Origin of the sequence: Providencia sp. (assembly GCF_003533305.1) — a bacterium.
In the GTDB taxonomy this organism is placed as follows: Bacteria; Pseudomonadota; Gammaproteobacteria; order Enterobacterales; family Enterobacteriaceae; genus Providencia.
In genome coordinates this window covers 36,491-59,499 of the sequence record NZ_DOEH01000001.1, presented here as the reverse complement: position 1 = coordinate 59,499, position 23,009 = coordinate 36,491, and the positions used below count along the sequence as shown (strand labels likewise).

The following is a 23,009-nucleotide window of genomic DNA, read 5'->3' as shown; positions in this document are numbered from 1 at the left end:
TATGTCGGCATTACTTGAGCTAAACGCTATTACCCGCCGTTATCCCGCAGGCGATAGCGAAGTCACCGTACTTAAAGATGTTTCTCTAAAAATTAGTGCGGGCGAAATGGTTGCAATCATTGGTGCATCCGGCTCGGGCAAATCAACCTTAATGAATATTATTGGTTGTTTAGATAAACCCTCTTCGGGTGAGTACTATGTTGCCGAACAAAATACGGCAGTTTTAGACAATGATAGCCTTGCAGAGCTTCGTCGAGAATATTTTGGGTTTATTTTCCAACGTTATCATTTGCTTAGCCACCTAACTGCCGAACAGAATGTTGAAATTCCCGCGGTTTATGCAGGTGCGGGAAAAGCGCAACGGCGTGAGCGTGCAGAACAATTATTAGCACGCTTAGGGCTTGAGGAGCGTATTCATTATCGACCTAGCCAACTTTCAGGCGGGCAACAGCAACGCGTGAGTATTGCCAGAGCCTTAATGAACGGTGGGCAAGTGATATTGGCAGATGAACCAACGGGCGCGTTAGATAGCCACTCGGGTGAAGAGGTGATGAAAATCCTAAAAGACCTCTGCGCTCAGGGACATACTGTTATTATCGTTACCCATGATCCTAAAGTGGCACAACAAGCCGAGCGGATTGTGGAGATAAAAGATGGTGAAATTATTAGTGATTCAGGGATGGCATCGACTCATGCGATTGAGCCGTTGCCAAAACCACCGGTAAGAAAGCTCACTTTTGGGCAAGTTTTTGGGCGCTTTAACGAAGCGCTTTTGATGGCATGGCGCGCAATGGTAGTCAATAAAATGCGCACTTTGTTAACGATGTTAGGGATTATTATTGGTATTGCTTCAGTGGTCTCTATTATGGTGATTGGTGATGCGGCCCAAGGTATGGTACTTAATGATATAAAATCTATTGGTACTAATACTATCTCTATTTATCCCGGTACCGATTTTGGCAGTGATGATGCACAAAATCGGCAATCACTTAAAGCGTCGGATATTACGGCGATTGCTCAACAGCCCTATGTTCATGCGGTTTCTGGTACGTTAGATAGCTCAACAAGACTACGAAAAGGTAATTTAGACGCTTCTGCTCAGCTTTCAGGTATTGGTCGAGACTATTTTAGTGTTCATGCCGCTAAGTTTACTGAAGGTATGAATTTTACGCAGGATATGGTTGATAGACGGGCCCAAGTTGTGGTTATTGATGCGAATACTAAGCGTCGATTTTTTCCTAAACAAGAACGTGTTATTGGGGAAACGTTATTAATTGGTAATATGCCAGCAACCGTTATCGGGGTATTGGAAGAGCAAAAATCAGTTTTTGGCTCAAATAAAACATTATCTATTTGGTTACCCGATACCACTGTGAATAGTAAAATTTTAAATCGCCCTTATTACGATAGCATTGTGGTGCGAGTGAAAGATGGTTTTGATGCGCAAATGGTTGAGCAGCAACTGACACGGTTGTTAACATTACGCCATGGTAAGAAAGATATTTTTACTTATAATCTTGATACCTTTGTAAAAACTGCAGAAAAAACCACGCAAACAATGCAGCTATTTCTTACCTTAGTTGCCGTTATTTCGCTGGTAGTCGGTGGTATTGGTGTGATGAATATCATGCTCGTATCGGTCACAGAAAGAACGCGTGAAATTGGTATACGGATGGCGGTAGGTGCTCGAACAAGTGATGTAATGCAGCAATTTTTAATTGAAGCTGTTTTAGTTTGCTTGATGGGGGGTTTGATGGGGATCGGTTTGTCTTATGGTATTAGCTTGCTCGCGCAGATGGCTTTACCTGGCTGGACATTCTCTTTTGACCCAATTGCCTTATTAAGCGCTTTTCTGTGTTCTACTGCTATTGGTATTATTTTTGGATTTTTACCTGCACGTAGTGCGGCAAGATTGAATCCGATTGATGCCCTGGCCAGAGAATAATTAATATAATTGATATACTCCTCTACATTACCCCCCCCTAATGTAGAGGAGTATAGTTTAAGCAGTTTTGAGTCGATTTAATATCTGGCCTTTCTTGTCAATATAAATGTCGTTACTGGCATACCCGTCAATATAAATATAGTTACTTGCATATCCGTCAATATAAATATCTTTACTTTTATGTTTTTGGTATTCATCCATTGATGCGTTGATCAAACTAATAGTTGTATTTACGTCATTAAATTCTGAATAGAGAGTGTAATTTTTTGTTTTTGTCATAAGCTCGAGTTTGATTTTATCATTTTTTGGGTCGTAATCGACAAATTTTAATTTAGCACCGTTATATAGAGTCATATCTACTTTATCTTCGGCTAAATGTTTTTTAGTCAAAATCTGTATTTCTTTTTTGTTTATAGAGGGCAAATATGGTTTTTTTGAAAGTTCGTTTCTTTTCTCCAAATAGATCACACTGCCTATAGCTTGAGAAATTAGTGTTCTTTCAATAAATGGAAAGTTAGCAGTAAAGGTGAGAGGGGGAATAAAATTACCAGCTGTAATTTCTTTTATTAAATCAATTATTTGAGTTTTATCATTCGTTTGTAGTAAACCTTTATTAGGCTCAAAGAAACTAAAAATATACTGTTTTTTTTGTTCATCATATCTGCCACTAATTGTCATTGCATGACAATTAGTTAAGAACAAAAGAGCAGAAGTTATTTTATTATCTTCAATAGTGGAAAGATGATTTTCTATTTGTTGTAGCGTGACATCAAGTGTCTTATTATATATTATATTGTTATATGATAAAGAAGAAACCTTATTACTATAGGTTATTCCTATATCTGAATTAAATATGGCAGTTTCATATGAATAATGTAATCTACAATAATGATAGGCATATTTCAAAAATAATTTTATCTCGCTCTCAGTTAAACTCACCTTATCCTGTATTTTTTTATAAATAATAGGATCGACTTTAAATATTTCAGGAAAAGAGCTTTCTAAACCAAGCTCTATTGTTTTGTAAAAATCATAAATGACTTTTCGTTCTGTTTCATACTCTATGTTATAACTATCAGATCTTTTTACTTCATGTTTATTGTTATCTAGACAACGCATTATGTATTCAAGATTTTCTATATCTTGAGGTTTATCTGGGAGTTTTAATGAGTCAACCTTAACTGCCATATATTTATAGAAATGTTGAGGCATTTGATTTATTTGAATATTGAAAATATCAGTGCAACGAGATGCTAATACTTTTGAAATGCATTCTTTAATAGATTTTTGTGTATATTTTTCTATTTGTTCATAAGGTGATTTAGTGAGAGATACTGGTTGTAGACAATTATTTAGTTGGTTTATAGACTCAGCGCCTAAACCATGAAGTTCATAGGCAGCAAAGGTATGCGCTAACCCATAGCACGTACCTCCTTGGCAGACTTCTGAAATATTTGTTATGCTTTTTAGTTGATTTCCTAGCTTATTCATCACATCTTTATTTTCCTCTACATAACTTAGCAAGTTGCTTTGATGAAATGGAATTGAGTAATTTGTAGTATTAAACATATTGATTTCCTTAATTGTGGCTAATTATATTCAGCAGATTAACAAGGCATCAATTTTCATTCTTTCAAAAAACATTTATCATAAGTCCCCTGTCGTTGAAATTTTACAATCTGTGTTTGTTGTACAAAAAATCAGATACTTTTGGTGTTATTTGCCTTAAGGAATAGTCTTAATTTTGGGCAACCGCCATTTTTGTAAAATTCTGCTAATCAAATGCACGAAATTCAACCTATTCATTTTTAATCTTATTTTTTTCGTTACTACGTGTTTCCACGGTCACTTAAATATCCCATAATAAAAAAGTTATCTGAAAAGATAAATTCTACTTGCGATTAGGTATCGATCATGGATATTATTTGCATGTAGAATAAATGAAACCTAGTTCCATATAATGGAACTTATACTTAGCCAAGTTAAAATAAAGCAAAGACAACCACACAGCAGGTGCAATATATGGCGAATAAAGTAGGTGAAGATTATTCTTTGGCTCGAGTACCACAAAGTGCTCGTAGACCATTTTATGAAGTGTTGATTCTGCGAATTGGCGCACTAGCTTGTGTTTCACAAGTGATGTTAGGTGCAGCTCTCGGTTACGGATTAACTTTTTGGCAGGCGTTTTGGGCAACCATGCTAGGCTCGGTTATTTTACAAGTCGTAAGCTGGGGACTCGGGGCGGCTGCATGCCGCGAAGGAATGTCAATCAGTCTACTTTCTAGGTGGTCTGGATTTGGTAAGTTGGGCTCAGCATTAATTGGAGGTGCAATTGCAATCTCCTTAATGGGATGGTTCGGCGTACAAAATGGCTTCTTTGCGGACGGAATGTATAAAGCGACTAATGTGCTAACACCAGGGACTTGGTCACTTATTACAGGTATTGCGGTGACGATTATCACAGTATATGGATACAAATTTTTATCTATTACTGCCAATATTTCAACGCCGCTATTTTTATTTGCACTCGGTTGGGCAACCTATAATTTATTATCGGGTCATGACATTAGCACTTTAATTAATGCCACTGAACCTGCCGGACCACTTATGACTATGCCTGCCGCAATCACGATGGTTGCAGGTGGGTTTATCATAGCGGCTGTTACAACACCAGATATTAGCCGCTTTATGAAAGGGCCTAAAGATGTGTTTTGGATGACGCTCATCGGCACATTTTTTGGTGAACTTTTAGTCAACATGATTTCTGTTTTAATGGCACTGGCACTACGCACGAGTGAAGTCTTTGACTTAATGATGGCGCTAACAGGCTTATTAGGCGCATCAATTGTTATCTTTTCTACAATAAAAATGAATGATATCAATCTTTACTCATCATCTTTAGGTTTTTCAACACTCTTAAATGCCATTTTTAACAAACGTTTTGATCGTCGCTATCTGACATGGGTTATCGGTATTTTCGGTACCATTGCTTCAATGTTAGGGATTTTAGATAACTTTATCGGTTTTCTAATTTACTTAGGAATCGCGATCCCACCTGTTGCAGGCATTATGGTGGTTGATTATTACCTATTAAAACGCGATAGAAAAGAACTAGATATAACCCGAGAGCAAGGAATTTTACCACAAACTTGTGAAGCCTATAACCCAATAACGTTGTTTGTGTGGTTACTTGCTGTCATCGTCGGTTGGGTGACTTCTGCACTGGGTCCATTTAATACCGACTTTGGCGTACCTGCATTGAACTCATTACTGACGGGTGCCATTGTTTATTGGTTAGCAATGCGTTGGCAGGCCAAAATGAAGGGTGTAGATTCTGTTCATTTTCGTAAAGTGACGAATACTGAAGGGTAGAGCGATGAAAGATAATACAGTTAAAGTTGCTCTTGCTCAGTTTAACTCTGAATTAGGTAACAAGCAGAGTAACTTACAGCGTATGGCTGAATTTTGTCAGCAAGCCGCAGAGCAGGGAGCAAAACTTATTTGTTTTCCTGAACTTGCGACTACGGGTTATCGCGGTGATTTACTGTCAACTAAACTGTGGGATCTCAGTGATAGCGCTGGAAGCGAAACTTACACTTTGTTTAGTACCCTCGCGACACGTTTAAACATCACTATTGTGAGTGGATTTGTTGAGCGTGGCGACTATTTGGGTGAAGTTTATAATTCAGTTGGTGTATGGAATCCAGGTTGTGATGGGGTAAGCGGCGTATTTCGTAAAGTTCATGCTTTTGGCATGGAAAAGCAGTGGTTTAGCGGTGGTAATAGCTTCCCAGTATTTGAGACGCCGATTGGTAAAATTGGTGTCATGATTTGCTATGACATGGGTTTTCCTGAAGTTGCCCGCATTCTAACCTTGCAGGGGGCTGAACTCTTATTAGCGCCTTCTGCTTGGTGTGTTCAAGATAGCGATGTCTGGGATATTAATAGTGCATGTCGTGCCTTAGAAAATGGCACGCATTTACTTGCCGTTAATCGCTGGGGCCATGAAGGGGATTTACACCTTTTTGGCGGCAGTAAAGTTCTAGGGCCAAGAGGACAAGTGCTTTGTGAGGCGAGTCGTGATGGTGAAGCGTTATTGATTGGTGAAATTGATTTTCGTTCTCAAGCGCATACTCGTTTAAACGTGCCTTATCTTAGAGATAGAAAGCCGCAAAGTTATGGCTTATTGGCTCAGGACACTAAATTATGAGCATTTTATCGAGTGTAGTTGATGTCTATCAGTTGTTTCTGCGTTCAGGTAATGAGCTAACAGTTACAACACTCGTGAATGAATTGGGTATGCCAAAAAGTTCAGCTTCACGTTTGTTAAAGCAAATGGCAGAGCTAGGTTTGTTAGAAAAGAAGAGTAATGCCCCAATTTATCGACCGGGCTTATTAATCATGGAGCTAGCACATCGCGCTCGAGGCATGAATCCACTTATTGACATGACATTAGAAGCACTTGATGAGTTGACTAAAGATAGTGGATTTACCAGTTATGTTTCAGCGCTTGATGACGACAAAGTCAGAGTCGTACATGCACGTATTGGTAATAGTATGCTGCAAGTCATTACGCAGCCAGGCACACGGTTACCAATTATCGGAACATCGACAGGCCGTGCATTATTATCACGACTACCTGCCGATAAAAGAGCTGAAATTATCAGCCAGCAGCCGGTAGATGCACAAGCGAAGTTAATTTCACAATTGGCTTTAATTGAAGAGCGTGGCTGGGAGTTTTCAGTCAATGAATCTGTTGCTGGCGTCGCTTCTGTCTCCAGTACGGTATTTGATCCTTCACAGGATACGCTATATGCCCTTTGTTTGAGCTTACCTGAATCACAAATGGATCAACAAATTATGAACCAATTAGCGGTTAATCTTTGCTATAAAGCCTCCTATTTAGGCTGCATGGTAGGAGACCCTTATTGGTTAAAACGTAGTATCAAGTAGTTGTTTTCATCAGTAATGCAATTCGTTGTTATCAATATCATTGTTGTTCTAGCAGTACCTATAATTAAAATTAAATTTCAAAGTGCGTGAATTACGCCTTCACCAGGAAAAGTAAACCTTAGTTTTTTGGAATTAAGGTTTATTCAGGGCGAAAGGATTTAGGTATGAATTTTTGAATTCAATACAAGAGTCTGAGTAGCCCAACATTTATCTAAAAAAATAATTAGAATTAAAGGAAGTACAATGAGTCTAAAGCAAACCCTTTGCGTATACGAGCTAATCGATTGCGCTGATGTCAAGGGAGAGGACATTGTTGCATTATTTCAGTCATTCCCCGCGATCCAAGCTACTTCAACAACGGTTAAAGATGCCAAAGGTCAAAGCGATTTTATCCGTATTGTTATTCCCGGTTCTCAAGGGAAATCTCAAGGCAAAAATGCACCTACGATGGGAATTATTGGCCGCTTAGGTGGAATAGGCGCAAGGCCGTCGCGTATTGGTGTTGTTTCTGATGCTGATGGTGCAATCGCCGCGATTACAACCGCGTTAAAATTAGCTAAAATGCATGAGAAAGGTGATGTGCTAAAGGGTGACGTGATTATTACCACGCATATTTGCCCTAATGCGCCAACTCGCCCTCACTCTCCCGTTGATTTTATGGACTCACCTCTTGAAGATGAGACTATGAATATAAATGAAGCGATAGTTGAAGCCGATGCAATTTTATCCGTGGATACCACTAAAGGTAATCGACTCATTAATCATAAAGGCTATGCGTTATCACCAACGGTGAAAGAGGGCTATATATTGCCTGTTTCAGAAGATCTGATCCGTTTGATGGAATGGAGTAGTGGGCAAAAAGCCGTCACTTTTCCGTTATCTATTCAGGATATAACGCCATACGGTAATGGGCTTCATCACATCAATAGTATTATGCAGCCATCAGTTTCAACATCGGCACCGGTTGTTGGTGTAGCTATCTGCTCAGAAACTGTAGTACCGGGATGTTCAACGGGTGCGAGTCATGAAGTTGATATTGCTACAACGGTAAAGTTTATGATTGAAGTTGCTAAAGAATTTGGTGAAGGGGCATGTACCTTTTATGATGTGGAACAATTTAAGTTGTTGACGTCGTTATATGGCAATATGACTCACTTTCAGGCTTCAGGTTCTTCTTCTTCCAATAAATAAATTTTAGCCCGCCATCATAAAATAATAGTCACAGTTAATTAAAATCTTTATTAATAGTATAGGTATAATTAACTGTGCTTTATTACCATAAGTTATTAGTTCGCTTCAGAATTATTTTCTTCAAAACTGTTTTCATTATTGTCTTCAATAGGAATAATAAGGTTTGCGTGATTACCTTTTGGACCAATATTAACGCTAAAATTAACTTTTTGACCTGCTTTTAGTGTTCTGTAACCGTCCATTTGGATACAAGAATAATGAGCAAAAATATCTTCGCCACCTTCAGCTGCACAAATAAAACCAAAACCTTTAGCGTTATTGAACCACTTAACGATGCCTGTTTCCATATTTTATCCTTTCAATTGCAAATGATTGTTTTACGGATATGTATAAAATACACTCAGTCACTAAGTATAATTACAGATGCTTATTGATTGCAAATCATACTGCCGTAAATTGCCTTTTAAGGTCAAGTGACGAAAGTAGATAATAATTAAAAATGAGTAAAATTAGCTTAAATGGCAAATGTTATACGAGGTAATATGTCATAAAATGATATATTATTTGGCGTGTGAGTTGATTTCATTTGCATGCTACACTAGCTATAACAAAAAAAAGTAGCTGCTAAATCTATTCGCCTAGGCTTTATTGAACAAATCATTTGTTTGATAGAAATCATTGATAATAAAGACTATGCTTAAATTGAAATTCAACACTGAGTAAGACGGCTGAGCAATAAAGTAATGAGCGATTTTTTAGGAACATTTAAAACGGACGTCATTTTTAAAGATGAAGTCAAGCAAACGCTGCAACCACCATCAATGTATAAGGTTCTATTAAATAATGATGATTACACTCCGATGGATTTTGTTGTCGAAGTGTTACAAAAATACTTTTCTTTTGATGAAGAACGCGCTACACAGATAATGTTAGATGTACATTTTCAAGGAAAAGGAATTTGTGGAGTATTTACCGCAGAGGTTGCTGAAATGAAAGCGGCGCAAGTGAACACATTTGCTCGCGAACATGAATACCCTTTGCTTTGCACTATAGAAAAGGTCTGATTCCGCTAATATCAATTTTGGGAGGCGCTTATGCTCAATCAAGAACTAGAGCTTAGTCTAAATGTCGCTTTTACTAAAGCGAAAGACAGTCGACATGAATTTATGACTGTAGAGCACCTATTGCTGGCTTTATTGAGTAATGTCTCTGCACGTGAAGCATTAGAAGCTTGTAAGGTTGATCTTGTCGCTCTTAGGCAAGAACTAGAACACTTCATCGCGCAAACTACGCCACTGTTACCTGAAAATGATAACCGCGATACCCAGCCAACACTTAGTTTTCAGCGTGTACTGCAAAGAGCCGTTTTTCATGTTCAGTCATCGGGTCGTAATGAAGTGACTGGGGCAAACGTGCTTGTTGCTATTTTCAGTGAACAAGAATCTCAAGCTGCTTACTTACTGCGTAAACACGATGTGAGCCGGCTAGATGTGGTGAATTATATTTCTCATGGTTCAGTGAAAGGCGATGAGTCTCAGGCGTCAGATCAAGACTTATCTAATAACAGTGCCCCAAATGAAGAACAGATGGTCTCAGAAGACCATATGGACAACTTTACGTCTAATCTTAACCAACAGGCTAAGAAAGGTAATATCGACCCGCTGGTGGGACGTCAGGCTGAATTAGAGCGAACAATTCAGATTCTATGCCGTCGTCGTAAAAATAACCCGCTGTTGGTCGGTGAGTCTGGCGTGGGTAAAACGGCAATAGCGGAAGGGCTTGCATGGCGCATTGAGCAAAACGATGTCCCAGAAGTCATGAAAGACTGTACAATTTATTCATTGGACATCGGTTCATTACTCGCGGGCACCAAATATCGTGGTGATTTTGAAAAACGCTTCAAAGCGCTACTAAAAATGTTAGAAAAAGATCCTAAAAGCATTTTATTCATTGATGAGATCCACACTATCATCGGTGCAGGTGCAGCTTCAGGCGGTCAGGTGGATGCGGCAAACTTGATTAAACCGCTGCTGTCTGGTGGTCGTATTCGTGTTATTGGTTCAACCACATATCAAGAGTTTAGTAATATTTTTGAAAAAGACCGAGCATTAGCGCGTCGCTTCCAAAAAATAGATATTGTTGAGCCAACCCCAGAAGAAACAGTTCGAATTATTACTGGGTTAAAACCTAAATATGAAGCGCACCATGACGTGCGTTATACCGCTAAAGCAATTCAAGCGGCAGTGGATCTCTCCATTAAATATATTACGGATAGGCATCTTCCTGATAAAGCGATTGATGTTATCGATGAAGCAGGCGCTCGCACACGTTTAGTGGCGCCAAGCAAGCGCAAGAAAACCATCGGTGTACCTGAAATTGAGACTATTGTGGCGCGTATTGCTCGTATTCCTGAAAAAACAGTGTCATCAAGTGATAAAGATAAGTTAAAGACCTTAGACTCACGTTTGAAAATGCTCGTTTTTGGGCAAGATAAAGCCATAGATGCTTTATCTGAAGCAATCAAAATGAATCGTGCCGGTTTAGGGTTGGAACATAAGCCTGTCGGCTCATTTCTTTTTGCAGGGCCAACTGGGGTGGGTAAAACTGAGGTTACAGTTCAGTTAGCAAAAGCGTTAGATATTAAATTATTGCGCTTTGATATGTCTGAGTACATGGAACGTCATACGGTGAGCCGGTTAATTGGTGCACCTCCGGGGTATGTTGGCTTTGATCAAGGTGGACTACTCACTGATGCCGTGATTAAGCATCCACATTCAGTTGTTTTACTGGATGAAATAGAAAAAGCGCATCCTGATGTGTTTAATATTTTATTACAAGTGATGGATCACGGAACATTGACGGATAACAACGGGCGCAAAGCGGATTTCCGTAATGTGGTTGTTGTGATGACAACTAATGCAGGGGTTCAGGAAACGCAACGTCGTGCTATTGGCTTTGCTGATCAAGACAACAGTACCGATGCTATGGCTGAAATCAAAAAAACGTTTTCACCTGAATTCCGTAACCGCCTTGATGGCATTATCTGGTTTAATACATTGACTCAGGATGTGATTACGCAAGTAGTTGATAAATTTATTGTTGAGCTGCAAGCGCAGTTAGATGATAAAGGTGTTTCTATTGAAGTTAGTAAAGGTGCTCGTGCGTGGTTATGTGAGAAGGGTTATGACAAAGCGATGGGAGCCCGACCTATGGCACGCATTATTCAGGATAACCTGAAGAAACCGTTAGCAAATGAATTACTATTTGGTTCGTTAACTAATGGTGGCTCTGTAAGTATCGGGCTTGATGAAAAAAGTAACACACTGACATTCAGTTTCAGTAGCGTAAACAAGGCCTTTCCGGAAGACGCGGTATTCTGACGAATAGACCACAGGTGTGTGGTGCATTTTGCACACCACCTGTGGCAGTTTCAGGCCTTGCTTGGCGATAAATAATTAACGGCTACGGAAAATGATACGGCCTTTGCTCAGGTCATATGGTGTTAACTCTACAGTCACCTTGTCGCCTGTCAGGATGCGGATATAGTTTTTACGCATTTTTCCAGAAATATGGGCAGTCACGACGTGACCGTTTTCTAGTTCAACACGGAACATTGTGTTTGGCAGGGTATCTAAAACTGTGCCCTGCATTTCAATATTGTCTTCTTTGGCCATCTAATCCTCTAAAGTATAATAACCGTGGTTTTTATCGGGCAAGATAATGCCCAAAAACTCGCACTAAGTAAAGAAATGTCGCATTTTAAGGCGATCTTTCTTTGGTAGTGAAGTAATGAAATTATTGTAAAACCAAAATTCATTATTTGAAAAATGGCAGTATTTCAATCGATTGCGGTAACTAACGATTGTGGTAACCAACAGTCAGTGTCAATTGCTTTGTCTCGCCACCGATAAAGAATATGTAAAAAATCCCGACGGGATATTTCTTTTGCACCCATTGAGGCGGTATGGTGGTTAAGTACCTGACAATCAAAAAGTTGCCCATTATAGCGCAAAAAATGAAAATAGAATGTAATAAAAGCAAATTTGGATGCATCATTCATTCTACTGAACATTGATTCGCCACAAAACAGGTGGCCCATGCTTACGCCATACAGGCCTCCGACTAGTTTATCGCCGTACCACGCCTCGACCGAATGCGCTAATCCTTCTTTGTGTAAAGCCAGATAACCCGCGCGTACTTCAGGTACAATCCATGTGCCTTCTTCACGGACAGCGCAGGCTTCAATCACTTCTTTAAAAGCATGATTCAGGGTAATTCGATAAGTCTGCTTTTTTAAACTTTTTTTCATCGAGCGACTGATGTGCAAATCGCCAACCATTAGAACAGCTCTTGGGTCAGGAGACCACCATAAAGGCATCTCTTCTGGATTGAACCACGGAAAGATACCATCATAATAAGCCGCTTGCAGTCTTTTCGATGAAAGATCGCCACCAATGGCTAATAATCCATTGGGTTCCCGCATCGCTTCAGACACGGGAGGGAACAGGTATGAATCATCATCTAACTGATACATGATGTGCCTCAGTGCGCTTGTTGAAGCACATGACGCTGGCGAAATTGATAATAACGACCTTGCATTTCAAGCAGCTGTTGATGATTGCCTTGCTCAACGATTTCACCGTTATCCATAACGCAGATGCTGTCCATTTGTTCTAGTCCTTGCATTCGATGCGTGATGACAATCAGCGTTTTATCGGCACATTTCTCTTTTAGCAATGCTAAAATTTGTTGCTCAGTATTTGCGTCTAATCCTTCCGTTGGTTCATCCATTAATACCAGTGGAGTATTATGCAATAATGCGCGGGCAATGCCTAAGCGCCTCTGTTCACCACCGGAGAGCTGGCGTCCGCCTTCACCCATCCAAGCATTTAATTTCAATGTGTTATCTAATAAATTCTCTAATCCAACTTGTGTTAATACTTCATTGAGTTGTGCATCAGAGGCTTGCTCATTGGCCAACAATAAATTATTACGCAAAGTATCACTAAACACATGGACGCGTTGTGGAACTACCGACATCACCGAGCGTAGTGCTTCTTCACTAAATTCGCTAATTGGTTGGTCATTCAAGGTGATGGTTCCACTATCTACATCCCACGCACGAGTAATGAGTTGCAGCAAAGTGGATTTACCACAGCCGGTTTTACCTAGTAGCGCGAGATGTTGGCCTTTTTCTAATGAGAGCGAAACGTTTTTCAATACCGCAAAAGGCTGCTGTGGATAAGTAAACGAAATATTATCAATAACAAGGCGTTCAAGTTGAGTGATTTGTTTACCATTAGTCGGGAACGTCACTTCAGGCTTGGCTTTCATTAATTGCGAGACTCTAGTCGCGGACGCAATAACTTGTCCCATATGTTGGAACGCAACGGCAACTGGGCCTAGCGCTTCAAAAGCGGCGAGGGCACAAAACACAAACAGGGCAATCAGCGCACCGGGCTGTGTGTTACCGCCGACATGTTCAGCGGCCATCCACAGCAATACAGTGGCAGTTAAGCCTGATGCGAACAAAATAATGGCTTGTGATAATCCAGTTAGGCTTGCTTGCTGCTGTTGGCGTGCTTGCCATTTATCTTCAATTTTCGATAAACTTTGACGAAAACGTGCCGTTGCACCAAATAGGGTTAACTCGGCTTGTCCTTGCAGGGCCGATGTCAAAATAGCACGATAATTACCGCGTAATTCTGTTAATTCCCGGCCAATAGGCTTTCCTGCAAGATAAAACACAAAAGGCATCGTGAATAATAAAAATAACATCACGCCACCCAAAGTCCACGCAAGGCGAGGATCAAGATAACTCAATCCAAAAATAAGGACAAAGGTAACGAAAAAGGCAGTAATAATGGGGGATAATACGCGTAAATAGAGGTGATCTAAGGTTTCAACATCAGCCACTAAACGATTAAGTAGCTCGCCTTGGCGAAAACGACTGATACCACCCGGGGAAAGCGGTAATACCTTACTAAATGTAAAAACGCGTAAATGTGCCAATACTTTGAAAGTGGCATCATGACTGACTAAACGCTCACCATAACGACCCGCGGTGCGAAAAATTGCAGCACCTCGAACTCCAGCAGCAGGAAGCATATAGTTAAAATAGTAGAGACCTGGAAACCCTGCGATTGCTGTACCCGCTAAAAACCAGCCGGAAAGGGTTAAGAGTCCGATACTGGCAAGCAGAGTCACGATCGCAAGTATGATCCCTAAGGTAATTAAAAACCAATGGCGGCGGTAGAGGGCTAAGAAGGGGAATAAAACTCTCATTATCAAAGCTCCTCACTACGATGGGCAAGTAATTGGGCAAAAACACCTTTAGATTGGCTTAGCTGTTTGTAATCACCACGTTGAATGATTTGGCCATTAGCCATCACCCAAATTTGGTCGTAATTGACGGTTTCTTCCAATAAATGTGTCACTAAAATCGTGGTTTGATGTGCTGATAGCTGATTCAGTGTTTGCATAACACGTTGTTCACTGTGAGCATCAAGGCTGGCTGCGGGCTCATCAAGTAGTAATAAATGCGAAGGTTTCAATAATACACGAGCTACTGCAACACGTTGCGCCTGACCAACTGAAAGCCTTGCCGCATAGTCGCCGAGTCGTGTATTTAGCCCATCAGGTAACATTGGGATAAATTCAGAAACATAAGCCTTATCAATCGCCTGCTGAACTTCTGATTCAGTTGCATCAGGTTTACCTAAACAAATATTTTCGATTAAGGTTTGTTCGGGTAAATGGGGATTTTGTCCAACCCAACCGAGCAATGCTCTCCATTTATCGGGGCAAAGTTGATTTAATTCAATTCCGTTAACGGTAATCGAGCCCTTATACGGTAAAAAGCCAAGTAATAAGTTAAGCAATGAACTTTTACCTGCGCCACTTTGACCAACCAGAGCGATACGTTGTTGAGGTTTAATATTAAAGTCTAAAGGCCCAGCAAGAAGAACGCCATCATGAGAGTAAATTTCGAGTTGGTTCGCCTCAATTTGAATGGGCTCATTATTTAAAATTTTATCTCCCTGTGGTGGTCTTTCTTCTCCTTCACTATTTAGTAAAGTGACTAACGTTTCAGCGGCGCCAACGGCTTGTGCTTTCGCATGATAGTATGTACCAAGGTCACGTAAGGGTTGAAAAAATTCAGGAGATAAAATTAAGGCAAGAAAACCTGCAAATAAAGTAACTGGCAGACCATAGCTACCAAAATTTATTTCACCGAGATAGGAAAAACCAAAATAAACCGCGACAACGGCTATCGATATTGAAGCGAAAAACTCAAGCACACCGGATGACAAGAATGCCATACGCAAGACTTCCATGGTTCTTGAACGGAAGTCTTCTGTTGATTCCTGAATTTGTTTTATTTCTGCTTTTTCACGGAAAAACAGACGTAAAGTATCTAACCCTCGTAGTCTATCCAGAAAGCTACCACTTAGGCGGCTAAGCGCAATAAAGTTGCGGCGGTTTGCATCTGCTGCACCAAGACCAACTAATGCCATAAAGATAGGGATCAATGGCGCGGTAACAAATAGGATCAGTGCGGCGGCCCAGTTAAAAGGAAAAATAGCAATTAGGATCATAATGGGAACGATCCCGGATAAATACATCTGGGGAAGGTAGCGAGAATAGTAATCTTGCATATCTTCTATCTGCTCAAGAATAATGGTTGCCCAGCTACCTGCGGGTTTACCTTTTACCCAAACAGGCCCAAGTTCTTGCAGTTTATCAAGCACTAGGGTGCGAATTTCTTGGCGTACAATTTGACCACAGCGAAAGCCGGCGCGTTCTCGAACATAAGTGAGAATAGCACGCAGAACAAAAACAGTGATTAATAGAATAAAGGGCGTTAATAGTTGTTCCCGTGGGGTATGTACCATAATCAAAGCTTGTAATATAACGGCTAAAATCCAAGCTTGAGCGATAATAAGTAAGCCACTCACAACGCCTAAGAGCATCGAAATACGTAACCAACGTTTAGCAGGGACGCTGTGCTGCTTTAACCAACGTACCAATTCAATCTGTCTTGATTTATCCATAATGATTTAGTTTGCAGGTGTCATTTTAGAGTAATTGAGTACTGCCAGATTCAGCGCTCGTAGGGCTAAACCTAACAGAGTTTTCTTATATCATAGCAGCTTCCTAACGATATGTTACATAATAAAAGCAGGTTATTTAAATCGTCAATTGTTTGTTATTAACTTGTTTTATAAAGGTAAAATCCAGTAATGGCTTTATTTAATGATAGGGTAAAGATAGTTAAGGATCTTAGTATCTTATTATCGTTATCAAAACATAAATTCAATGTGAGAACATGAGCAGGAATGAGAGCAGAGGTTGTGGTTATCGAAAAGACGCTATCAAAATGGCTTAACATATAGTTAGTGATAACGTTTAGTTAAGCCATTTAAATTTACAATTCAAAAAGCTATTTAAAAATTGTTATTTAACACCGATCTGTTGCCATGGTTTTGTGGTTAGCTTGAATTGCCCTTCTAAGAGCTTATTCCATACCTCATCACGTTCTTGCGTGCTATCAAACGAATTTGTTTGCGTATCCACTAGCGTCCATGTATCCGTCGTTTCTTGCCAGACATTACATTCAAATGAGGTGCCCGACGGATATGCTTGGCACATGACAATATCGTCTTTATTATCTTGATTTACATCAGCCATGAAACCAAGGCACATATATGGGCTGTAATAGGATGTACAAAACCATGCGCTACTAATATCATTTCCCATTTCAAACCAACTAGTTGGTAGTTCAGGGCTGCCTTTTGCTATGATTAATACTTCTTGTAAGGATTTTTGCTTTTCTTCTGAATAAGGGTTTGTATCAAATAATTTTTTATATTCAGGATTTTTATTCAGTTGATTAAATGCTTCTTTTCCTTTGGTACCTAAGTTTTTGAAATCATAAGCAAGGGAACTATCAATTTTAATTTTTCCATTTTCAATACCCGCAATAAGGCTGTTGACTGTAATAGCTTTAAAATCAACGAGTGGGCTGTTAATTGCTAAAATAATGGTAATTAAGCCAAGGAGTCCAACCTTGTTGATAGCACCTAATGACAGCATCCATTGTTGCCTTTTACGCAAAATAGCAATGCTATAAGCCAGTATTATGAGGGCTAAGAATAGTGCGATAGTAAAGGCGTAGAGACGATCAACGCTCCAACTGTATTGGTTTATACGGGTAAAAATGCCGTATAGCGAAAGTACGGAAAAAATATTTAACAAAAGAATGCTGGTTAAAACAAAACCATTTAGCCCTATAGGGAATTTGTATTGATTGCTCCCATCGCCATAAACAAAGTTAATAAAAACAATATTAAGAGCAATAAAACAAAGCATCGTTCCAGAGCCAAGACCTGTCGAAGGCATTCCGGAAACAATAGAAATCACTAAGCCCACTAAAAAAACAATTGCGACGATATTTAAAAGGGGTAAGAAAAAACGCGCAATATAGCTAGCAAAATTACTCAGTTGTACGTCTAAAACTGAACGTAAAAAGACCAAACTAATATTAAAGCCGAGTGTGAATCCTACCCAATAAATTATTTCACCATCGAGTAAATTGCTTAGATAGCTTAGGTTCACAATACCAAATAGAAAACTGGCGAGTTTGATTATGGCAGTAGGGAGCCCGCCAATAAACGACGCTAAAATACCTAAAAAAGTATTTTTAATGTAAAAACCCATCAAACAGCTGTAATCAATTTTCCAAGAACCTGTCATTTGACGCATTTGCATCCATGGCAGTAAAAAGAAAAATAAAATTGTTAAGGTGATAAAGGCGACTAGTGGTGTTGCGTCAGAGGCACTGTCAATACCTTGCGCATTCCATATGGTTATCCATGAAGTAAGCGCAATCGCAATAAAAACATTGATATAAAAAGCAACAGATTTTGCGTTAGTGATGAGATAACTGACTATTGATGGAACATATATGGCCAACATCATGGGTAAATAGACAAAAGCTGGGCCGAATTCACTCGTTACGCGGATGGAGTAATCCATTGAGGCATAAATAACAATGCCTTGTACGATGGAAAGAATCGCAACAATTAGATAGGAATAGATACGGATAGATTCCCGTTGTAACTGCTGAACCATATAATTTCCTTGTTTGATATAAAATTGTTATTAGAAAAAGCATAGGATGTTAGTTGACTGAACTATATAAACTTTCTCTTAAAAATGGCTGTTCACAATATTTATAATAGGCGATATGAATATCGTGAGACTAAATTTCTATTAAGGCATAAAAAAAGCTTCAACCTAACTGAGCAAGATTTTCTCAATTGAGTTTGAAGCTTTAAAATCAAATGTGCCAATTTCATGACACAAATTAAATTAGTGATTATTTTTTGTCGGCAAGTCCATCAAGGTAACGTTCTGCATCAAGTGCCGCCATACAGCCTGTACCGGCCGAGGTAATGGCCTGACGATAAATATGATCCATGACATCACCTGCTGCGAAAATGCCCTCTACGGACGTCTGAGTCGCATTGCCTTGGGTGCCTGACTGTACATTGATATAGCCATTAGATAAATCAAGTTGGCCATCAAAAATACCCGTGTTTGGGCTATGACCAATAGCAATAAAGGCACCCATAACATCAATATCTTCTGTTTCATTGGTTTTGGTGCAGCGTAAGCGCACGCCAGTTACACCCATATCGTCTCCAAGAACTTCATCAAGAGTACGGTCAGTGTGTAGGATGATATTCCCGTTTTGAACTTTATCCATTAAACGGCTAATCAAAATTTTCTCTGCACGGAAGCTGTCACGGCGGTGAATCAGGTGAACTTCTGATGCGATATTCGCAAGGTATAAAGCTTCTTCGACCGCAGTGTTACCACCACCGACAACGGCGACTTTTTGGTTACGGTAAAAGAAACCATCACAAGTTGCACAAGCGGAAACGCCTCGACCTTTAAACGCTTCTTCTGAAGGTAATCCGATGTAACGAGCCGATGCTCCTGTCGCAATAATTAATGCGTCACAGGTATATTCGTTTTCATCACCGAATAAGCGGAACGGACGTTGTTGAAAATCAACTTTGTTGATGTGATCAGAAATAATTTCAGTTTCGAATTTAGCCGCGTGTTCGTGCATACGCTCCATGAGTCCCGGACCTGTTAGGCCTTCTGGGTCACCCGGCCAGTTTTCAACTTCGGTTGTGGTGGTCAATTGGCCGCCTTTTTCGACTCCCGTGATTAGCGCTGGGCTTAAATTCGCTCGTGCGGCGTAAACGGCTGCCGTATAGCCTGCGGGGCCTGAACCTAAAATGATCAACTTGCGATGTGTTGTTGTGCTCATGAATTCCTCTTTTATTCTAAAAAAAGCATAACTGCGATTGTAGGAGAAATGGATAATTAACAAAAGTGATTTAAATGCCTCGTCAGTTCCATAGCACTTATTTCTCTGATAGGTAATGCCGAATAAATGTAAAAAAGTGTGTCAAAAAGTAGGGGGCATCACGGAACAGAATTTTTAGGAATTATCTTGAATTGTTGCCGCGAAACGTTTTCCCAGATAAAAAAGCGAAATCTTGTACTGATTTTTATTCATTTTCTTTGACAATCGGCTGCGCATTTGCGAAAACATCTATGTAAGAGTTAATTATCTAGTGGGTCAATGGAAATAACGCCTTTTTGTCCTTGCTGGAAAATTAACTTTACACTACTTACGAATGATAAATTTTGAATACCAAGTAATGATTGTGAACGCTAATTACATTCACGTGAGTTTCAGCATTATGAATAAAATTTGTGCCTGAACACGAATACCTATGTTGAAAAGTATGCCGCGGATGGTGCTGTTTTATAGATATAGAAAATAACAATTAGAGAAAGAGAGATTAAAGAGATGATTGATAATAAAAAGCGTCCTGGCAAAGACCTTGACCGTATCGACAGGAATATATTAAACGAATTACAAAAAGACGGACGTATCTCTAACGTAGAATTATCTAAACGCGTAGGGCTATCTCCAACTCCATGTTTGGAACGTGTGCGTCGTTTAGAAAGACAAGGGTTTATTTCTGGATACACTGCGTTACTGAATCCACACTACTTAGATGCTTCACTGTTAGTGTTTGTTGAAATTACACTGAATCGTGGCGCACCTGATGTTTTTGAACAATTCAATACAGCGGTTCAGAAACTTGAAGAAATTCAAGAGTGTCACCTTGTTTCAGGTGATTTTGACTACTTGTTGAAAACGCGTGTGCCCGATATGTCAGCATATCGTAAACTACTAGGTGAAACATTGTTACGTCTGCCAGGCGTAAACGATACTCGTACCTATGTGGTTATGGAAGAAGTTAAACAAAGTAACCGTTTAGTGATTAAAACTCGCTAATAGTGATTTTGATAGACTCATTTCAGCACAGCAATCAGCTTTGTTGTCACCCGCAGTTTCAACGCTGAGTTTACTCAGCGTTGTTCCGTTCTAAATCCCCATTATTTTGTATTTAAATTCTGCATTTGGGTATAAAACTAAATTTTGCTGACATTTTTTTACATCTCTCTTTAAATAAATAGTAAGTATTGATTTCAATTTGTTGATTTTAAAGCTATAAATTTTTAGGAGTTTTGATGCTAAATAGAAATTGAATCATTATTCGTAAGATGAAATACTGAATCCAATCGTATCTATGGTGGGCTAATTTACCTGAATTGCTGCAAAGCACGCATATGATGGTGATTAATGCTAGAATAACCATAATTAAGCAAAGAACATCAGTCAGTAAAGAAATAATAATGAGCCAAGAATATACAGAAGATAAATACATTAAATTTAAAAAACTCAGTAGCGGAAGACGGCTATTAGAGGTCATTTTGCTTGCAATTTGCCTAAGCGCTATTTTTCTCATGGTCGCTTTACTGAGTTTTAGTCCCTCAGATCCGAGTTGGTCTCAGACAACATGGAATGCACCTGTAAAAAATTTAGGGGGCAGTGTTGGTTCTTGGAGTGCTGATATTCTATTTTCGGCCTTTGGTATTCTTGCTTTCGCAATCCCACCGTTATTATTACTTGGTTGCTGGGCCATTTTTCATTATGAAAGCCAGCGTCGTTATGTCGACTTTTTTTCTTTGTCATTACGCTTAATTGGCGGATTGGCACTTATTTTATCTTCTTGTGGTCTCGCTGCTCTTAATTTTGATGATTTACCTAATTTTGCCTCCGGAGGCGTGATTGGTAGCGTATTTAGTACCGCAATAAAGCCATGGTTTAATTCTTTAGGTGCCACATTAGCATTATTATTTTTATGGTCGATTAGCTTTACGTTGTTTACTGGTTGGTCATGGCTGACTATTGCCGAAAAAATAGGCGCAGCCATTTTACTGCCAATTACGCTAATAACGAATCGTGCTCGAGGCGATGATTTAGAAGATTATAATGTTGAAGTTACGGAAGATGCGTTGCAACGTGCTCAAGAAGCTGAACTGCAAGCTAATTATGACGCGGGCCTTATCGATGACGATGACGTACTATTTTCGGCACCGACCGTTGCTGAATTGGTGAGTGAAGAGGGAATATCACAAGTTACGCTTGAACCTATTGTTAATGCTGAGCCTAGCTCCGCGGCTGACGAAATTGTGTCTTCAAAAGAAAACGAGGCTCAAGGCCAAATCCCTTCGTTCTCTGCGGTGGAAGAACATAATACTTATCAGTTTGAAGTGCCTGATGACTATTCACCTCAGGTATTTCAATCGCAAACACAACAACCACAATCATATCAGTCACAAGAAAGCCCGCAGCAAGCTGAAAATAGGTACCCATCGTTCTCAAATCATGACGAGCAGCCTATTGATAATACTGAGCCGCCATTATTTGCGGCCGTTGATGAATTTAATCAGCCATATAATCAATTTCAACCGCAAACAAGTACTGATCCAATAGCGGTGCCAGAGCCTACAACGACACCAGAAAAAAATCATTTTGCCAATGAGATAACGAATTCAAATACTTTTGCTTCGCCAGCATCATCTTCTGCCTTTGCATCTGCGCCTGTTGTGAGTGATGTCGTGCCAGAGATAAACATGCAATCAGTGACTGACCGCTTAGCGAATCCAGCTGCATTAGCCGCAGCAGGTATTTCTATTTCAGCCCTTGATCGTCACGCGCAAATTAAGCAAAACGCTGAGCCTGAATTGCCTCGCCCAAATCCAGTGCGATTGCCAACTCGACGCGAACTATATGGGATAAACATTCCGTCGCAACGTGACGCTGAACTTCAACGACGTCAAGAAGAGGCTTCACAACGTGAGCAAATATATCAGCAATGGTCTTCAAGTGACGAAGACGCACAAACATTGAATGATGAGAGTGAATCAGAAGATTTATTGCGAGCACAATTTTTGCAGCAGCAACGTGATCGCTATGGTGAGATAAATGAAACCGATTATGAAGCACAACCGCTGGTCTCTGACGCTGTAAATCAAAATGAACCTACAATTGATACTTCAGCTGCTGAAATATCAGTAACACCGTTTACTCAACCTGAGATTGAACATCGTTGGGCATCTTCATCTTCTGCGTTTTCAACCGTGACACATACAATTCCTGCCGCAGAAACATTGATAGATACAATGGCAATCAAAGATGCAAACACAATCGATAATAATGTGTTTTCTGCTCAACTCGAAGATGAAGAACACGACATAGAGCCAAGAATCGATTTGAGTAAATCATTCTCTGTGCTTGATAGTTTTTCACCGGTTGAAGATTTGGTTAACGATGAACCCGTCGATCCGTTATTTATGCCGTCGTTTAGTGCCGTAATGGCAGATGAGCCTCAAGTGAATAGTCAAAATAATGTTGATTTTGGGATTGGCAATCAGTCAACTCAGGCACATACTTTTGCGCAGCCACAGCAGCCACAGCAGC

At 39.8% G+C, this 23,009-nt stretch carries 17 protein-coding genes; 9 read left to right on the top strand and 8 right to left on the bottom strand.

Annotated features, from left to right (window positions below; genetic code table 11):
• Position 1 precedes the first annotated feature (1 nt).
• Positions 2 to 1,945, top strand: a complete 1,944-nt coding sequence (gene macB / locus DD649_RS00225) for a macrolide ABC transporter ATP-binding protein/permease MacB (protein WP_294101159.1) — start codon at positions 2 to 4, stop codon at positions 1,943 to 1,945.
• Positions 1,946 to 2,002: 57 nt separating this feature from the next.
• Here macB and DD649_RS00220 read toward each other — a convergent pair whose 3' ends face one another.
• Complete coding sequence (locus DD649_RS00220) at positions 2,003 to 3,514, bottom strand: hypothetical protein (protein ID WP_294101156.1); 1,512 nt, start codon at positions 3,512 to 3,514, stop codon at positions 2,003 to 2,005.
• Between the two features lie 453 nt (positions 3,515 to 3,967).
• On the opposite strand from DD649_RS00220, the gene DD649_RS00215 reads away from it, so the two are divergent.
• The 4 genes from DD649_RS00215 to DD649_RS00200 all read left to right on the top strand — a co-directional run bounded on the left by DD649_RS00215 (position 3,968) and on the right by DD649_RS00200 (position 8,089).
• Entirely contained in the window at positions 3,968 to 5,317 is a 1,350-nt protein-coding gene (locus DD649_RS00215) for a cytosine permease (protein ID WP_294101153.1), read from the top strand.
• Between the two features lie 4 nt (positions 5,318 to 5,321).
• Positions 5,322 to 6,155 (top strand): nitrilase-related carbon-nitrogen hydrolase, encoded by an 834-nt coding sequence (locus DD649_RS00210; RefSeq protein WP_336428514.1) that lies wholly within the window; start codon positions 5,322 to 5,324, stop codon positions 6,153 to 6,155.
• The gene (locus DD649_RS00205; protein ID WP_294101147.1) at positions 6,152 to 6,898 is read left to right on the top strand and encodes an IclR family transcriptional regulator; all 747 of its coding nucleotides are present in this window, start codon (positions 6,152 to 6,154) and stop codon (positions 6,896 to 6,898) included. Before DD649_RS00210 ends, DD649_RS00205 begins: the two co-directional genes overlap by 4 nt.
• A 243-nt stretch (positions 6,899 to 7,141) precedes the next feature.
• On the top strand, positions 7,142 to 8,089 hold the full coding sequence (locus DD649_RS00200; protein WP_294101144.1) for a DUF1177 domain-containing protein: 948 nt from the start codon (positions 7,142 to 7,144) through the stop codon (positions 8,087 to 8,089).
• A 95-nt stretch (positions 8,090 to 8,184) separates the two neighbouring features.
• Here the strand turns inward: DD649_RS00200 and cspD are convergent, their stop codons facing one another.
• Complete coding sequence (cspD, locus tag DD649_RS00195; protein ID WP_294101142.1) at positions 8,185 to 8,436, bottom strand: cold shock domain-containing protein CspD; 252 nt, start codon at positions 8,434 to 8,436, stop codon at positions 8,185 to 8,187.
• Between the two features lie 396 nt (positions 8,437 to 8,832).
• Here cspD and clpS point away from each other — a divergent pair, with 396 nt between their 5' ends.
• The gene (gene clpS, locus DD649_RS00190; protein ID WP_336428508.1) at positions 8,833 to 9,153 is read left to right on the top strand and encodes an ATP-dependent Clp protease adapter ClpS; all 321 of its coding nucleotides are present in this window, start codon (positions 8,833 to 8,835) and stop codon (positions 9,151 to 9,153) included.
• Between the two features lie 30 nt (positions 9,154 to 9,183).
• Positions 9,184 to 11,469, top strand: a complete 2,286-nt coding sequence (gene clpA / locus DD649_RS00185) for an ATP-dependent Clp protease ATP-binding subunit ClpA (protein ID WP_336428506.1) — start codon at positions 9,184 to 9,186, stop codon at positions 11,467 to 11,469.
• Positions 11,470 to 11,544: 75 nt separating this feature from the next.
• Here clpA and infA read toward each other — a convergent pair whose 3' ends face one another.
• The 6 genes from infA to trxB form a co-directional block, all read right to left on the bottom strand.
• Positions 11,545 to 11,763, bottom strand: a complete 219-nt coding sequence (gene infA, locus DD649_RS00180; protein WP_004244560.1) for a translation initiation factor IF-1 — start codon at positions 11,761 to 11,763, stop codon at positions 11,545 to 11,547.
• A gap of 164 nt (positions 11,764 to 11,927) precedes the next feature.
• Positions 11,928 to 12,623: a leucyl/phenylalanyl-tRNA--protein transferase gene (aat, locus tag DD649_RS00175; RefSeq protein ID WP_336428504.1), complete on the bottom strand. Its 696-nt coding sequence runs from the start codon at positions 12,621 to 12,623 to the stop codon at positions 11,928 to 11,930.
• Between the two features lie 8 nt (positions 12,624 to 12,631).
• The gene (gene cydC / locus DD649_RS00170; RefSeq protein ID WP_336428502.1) at positions 12,632 to 14,374 is read right to left on the bottom strand and encodes a cysteine/glutathione ABC transporter ATP-binding protein/permease CydC; all 1,743 of its coding nucleotides are present in this window, start codon (positions 14,372 to 14,374) and stop codon (positions 12,632 to 12,634) included.
• Between the two features lie 2 nt (positions 14,375 to 14,376).
• A complete protein-coding gene (gene cydD, locus DD649_RS00165) occupies positions 14,377 to 16,143 on the bottom strand; it encodes a cysteine/glutathione ABC transporter permease/ATP-binding protein CydD (protein WP_336428499.1) in 1,767 nt (588 codons plus the stop codon).
• A gap of 403 nt (positions 16,144 to 16,546) precedes the next feature.
• Positions 16,547 to 18,223, bottom strand: coding sequence for a DUF4153 domain-containing protein (locus DD649_RS00160; protein ID WP_294100508.1), 1,677 nt, complete (start codon positions 18,221 to 18,223; stop codon positions 16,547 to 16,549).
• 247 nt (positions 18,224 to 18,470) lie between these two features.
• A complete protein-coding gene (trxB, locus tag DD649_RS00155) occupies positions 18,471 to 19,433 on the bottom strand; it encodes a thioredoxin-disulfide reductase (protein WP_294100505.1) in 963 nt (320 codons plus the stop codon).
• Positions 19,434 to 19,982: 549 nt separating this feature from the next.
• On the opposite strand from trxB, the gene lrp reads away from it, so the two are divergent.
• Together lrp and DD649_RS00145 are read left to right on the top strand one after the other, a co-directional pair.
• On the top strand, positions 19,983 to 20,477 hold the full coding sequence (gene lrp / locus DD649_RS00150; RefSeq protein WP_004918089.1) for a leucine-responsive transcriptional regulator Lrp: 495 nt from the start codon (positions 19,983 to 19,985) through the stop codon (positions 20,475 to 20,477).
• Between the two features lie 401 nt (positions 20,478 to 20,878).
• A partial coding sequence (locus DD649_RS00145; protein ID WP_294100244.1) for a DNA translocase FtsK 4TM domain-containing protein occupies positions 20,879 to 23,009 on the top strand: 2,131 nt, incomplete at its 3' end.

Coding starts and splice junctions, on each gene's coding strand:
- DD649_RS00200 (WP_294101144.1), top strand. CDS start 7,142: ATGAGTCTAAAGCAAACCCTTTGCGTATACGAGCTAATCGATTGCGCT.
- clpA (WP_336428506.1), top strand. CDS start 9,184: ATGCTCAATCAAGAACTAGAGCTTAGTCTAAATGTCGCTTTTACTAAA.
- cydD (WP_336428499.1), bottom strand. CDS start 16,143: ATGGATAAATCAAGACAGATTGAATTGGTACGTTGGTTAAAGCAGCAC.
- lrp (WP_004918089.1), top strand. CDS start 19,983: ATGATTGATAATAAAAAGCGTCCTGGCAAAGACCTTGACCGTATCGAC.
- DD649_RS00205 (WP_294101147.1), top strand. CDS start 6,152: ATGAGCATTTTATCGAGTGTAGTTGATGTCTATCAGTTGTTTCTGCGT.
- cspD (WP_294101142.1), bottom strand. CDS start 8,436: ATGGAAACAGGCATCGTTAAGTGGTTCAATAACGCTAAAGGTTTTGGT.
- DD649_RS00210 (WP_336428514.1), top strand. CDS start 5,322: ATGAAAGATAATACAGTTAAAGTTGCTCTTGCTCAGTTTAACTCTGAA.
- clpS (WP_336428508.1), top strand. CDS start 8,833: ATGAGCGATTTTTTAGGAACATTTAAAACGGACGTCATTTTTAAAGAT.
- DD649_RS00160 (WP_294100508.1), bottom strand. CDS start 18,223: ATGGTTCAGCAGTTACAACGGGAATCTATCCGTATCTATTCCTATCTA.
- DD649_RS00220 (WP_294101156.1), bottom strand. CDS start 3,514: ATGTTTAATACTACAAATTACTCAATTCCATTTCATCAAAGCAACTTG.
- aat (WP_336428504.1), bottom strand. CDS start 12,623: ATGTATCAGTTAGATGATGATTCATACCTGTTCCCTCCCGTGTCTGAA.
- trxB (WP_294100505.1), bottom strand. CDS start 19,433: ATGAGCACAACAACACATCGCAAGTTGATCATTTTAGGTTCAGGCCCC.
- macB (WP_294101159.1), top strand. CDS start 2: ATGTCGGCATTACTTGAGCTAAACGCTATTACCCGCCGTTATCCCGCA.
- infA (WP_004244560.1), bottom strand. CDS start 11,763: ATGGCCAAAGAAGACAATATTGAAATGCAGGGCACAGTTTTAGATACC.
- DD649_RS00215 (WP_294101153.1), top strand. CDS start 3,968: ATGGCGAATAAAGTAGGTGAAGATTATTCTTTGGCTCGAGTACCACAA.
- cydC (WP_336428502.1), bottom strand. CDS start 14,374: ATGAGAGTTTTATTCCCCTTCTTAGCCCTCTACCGCCGCCATTGGTTT.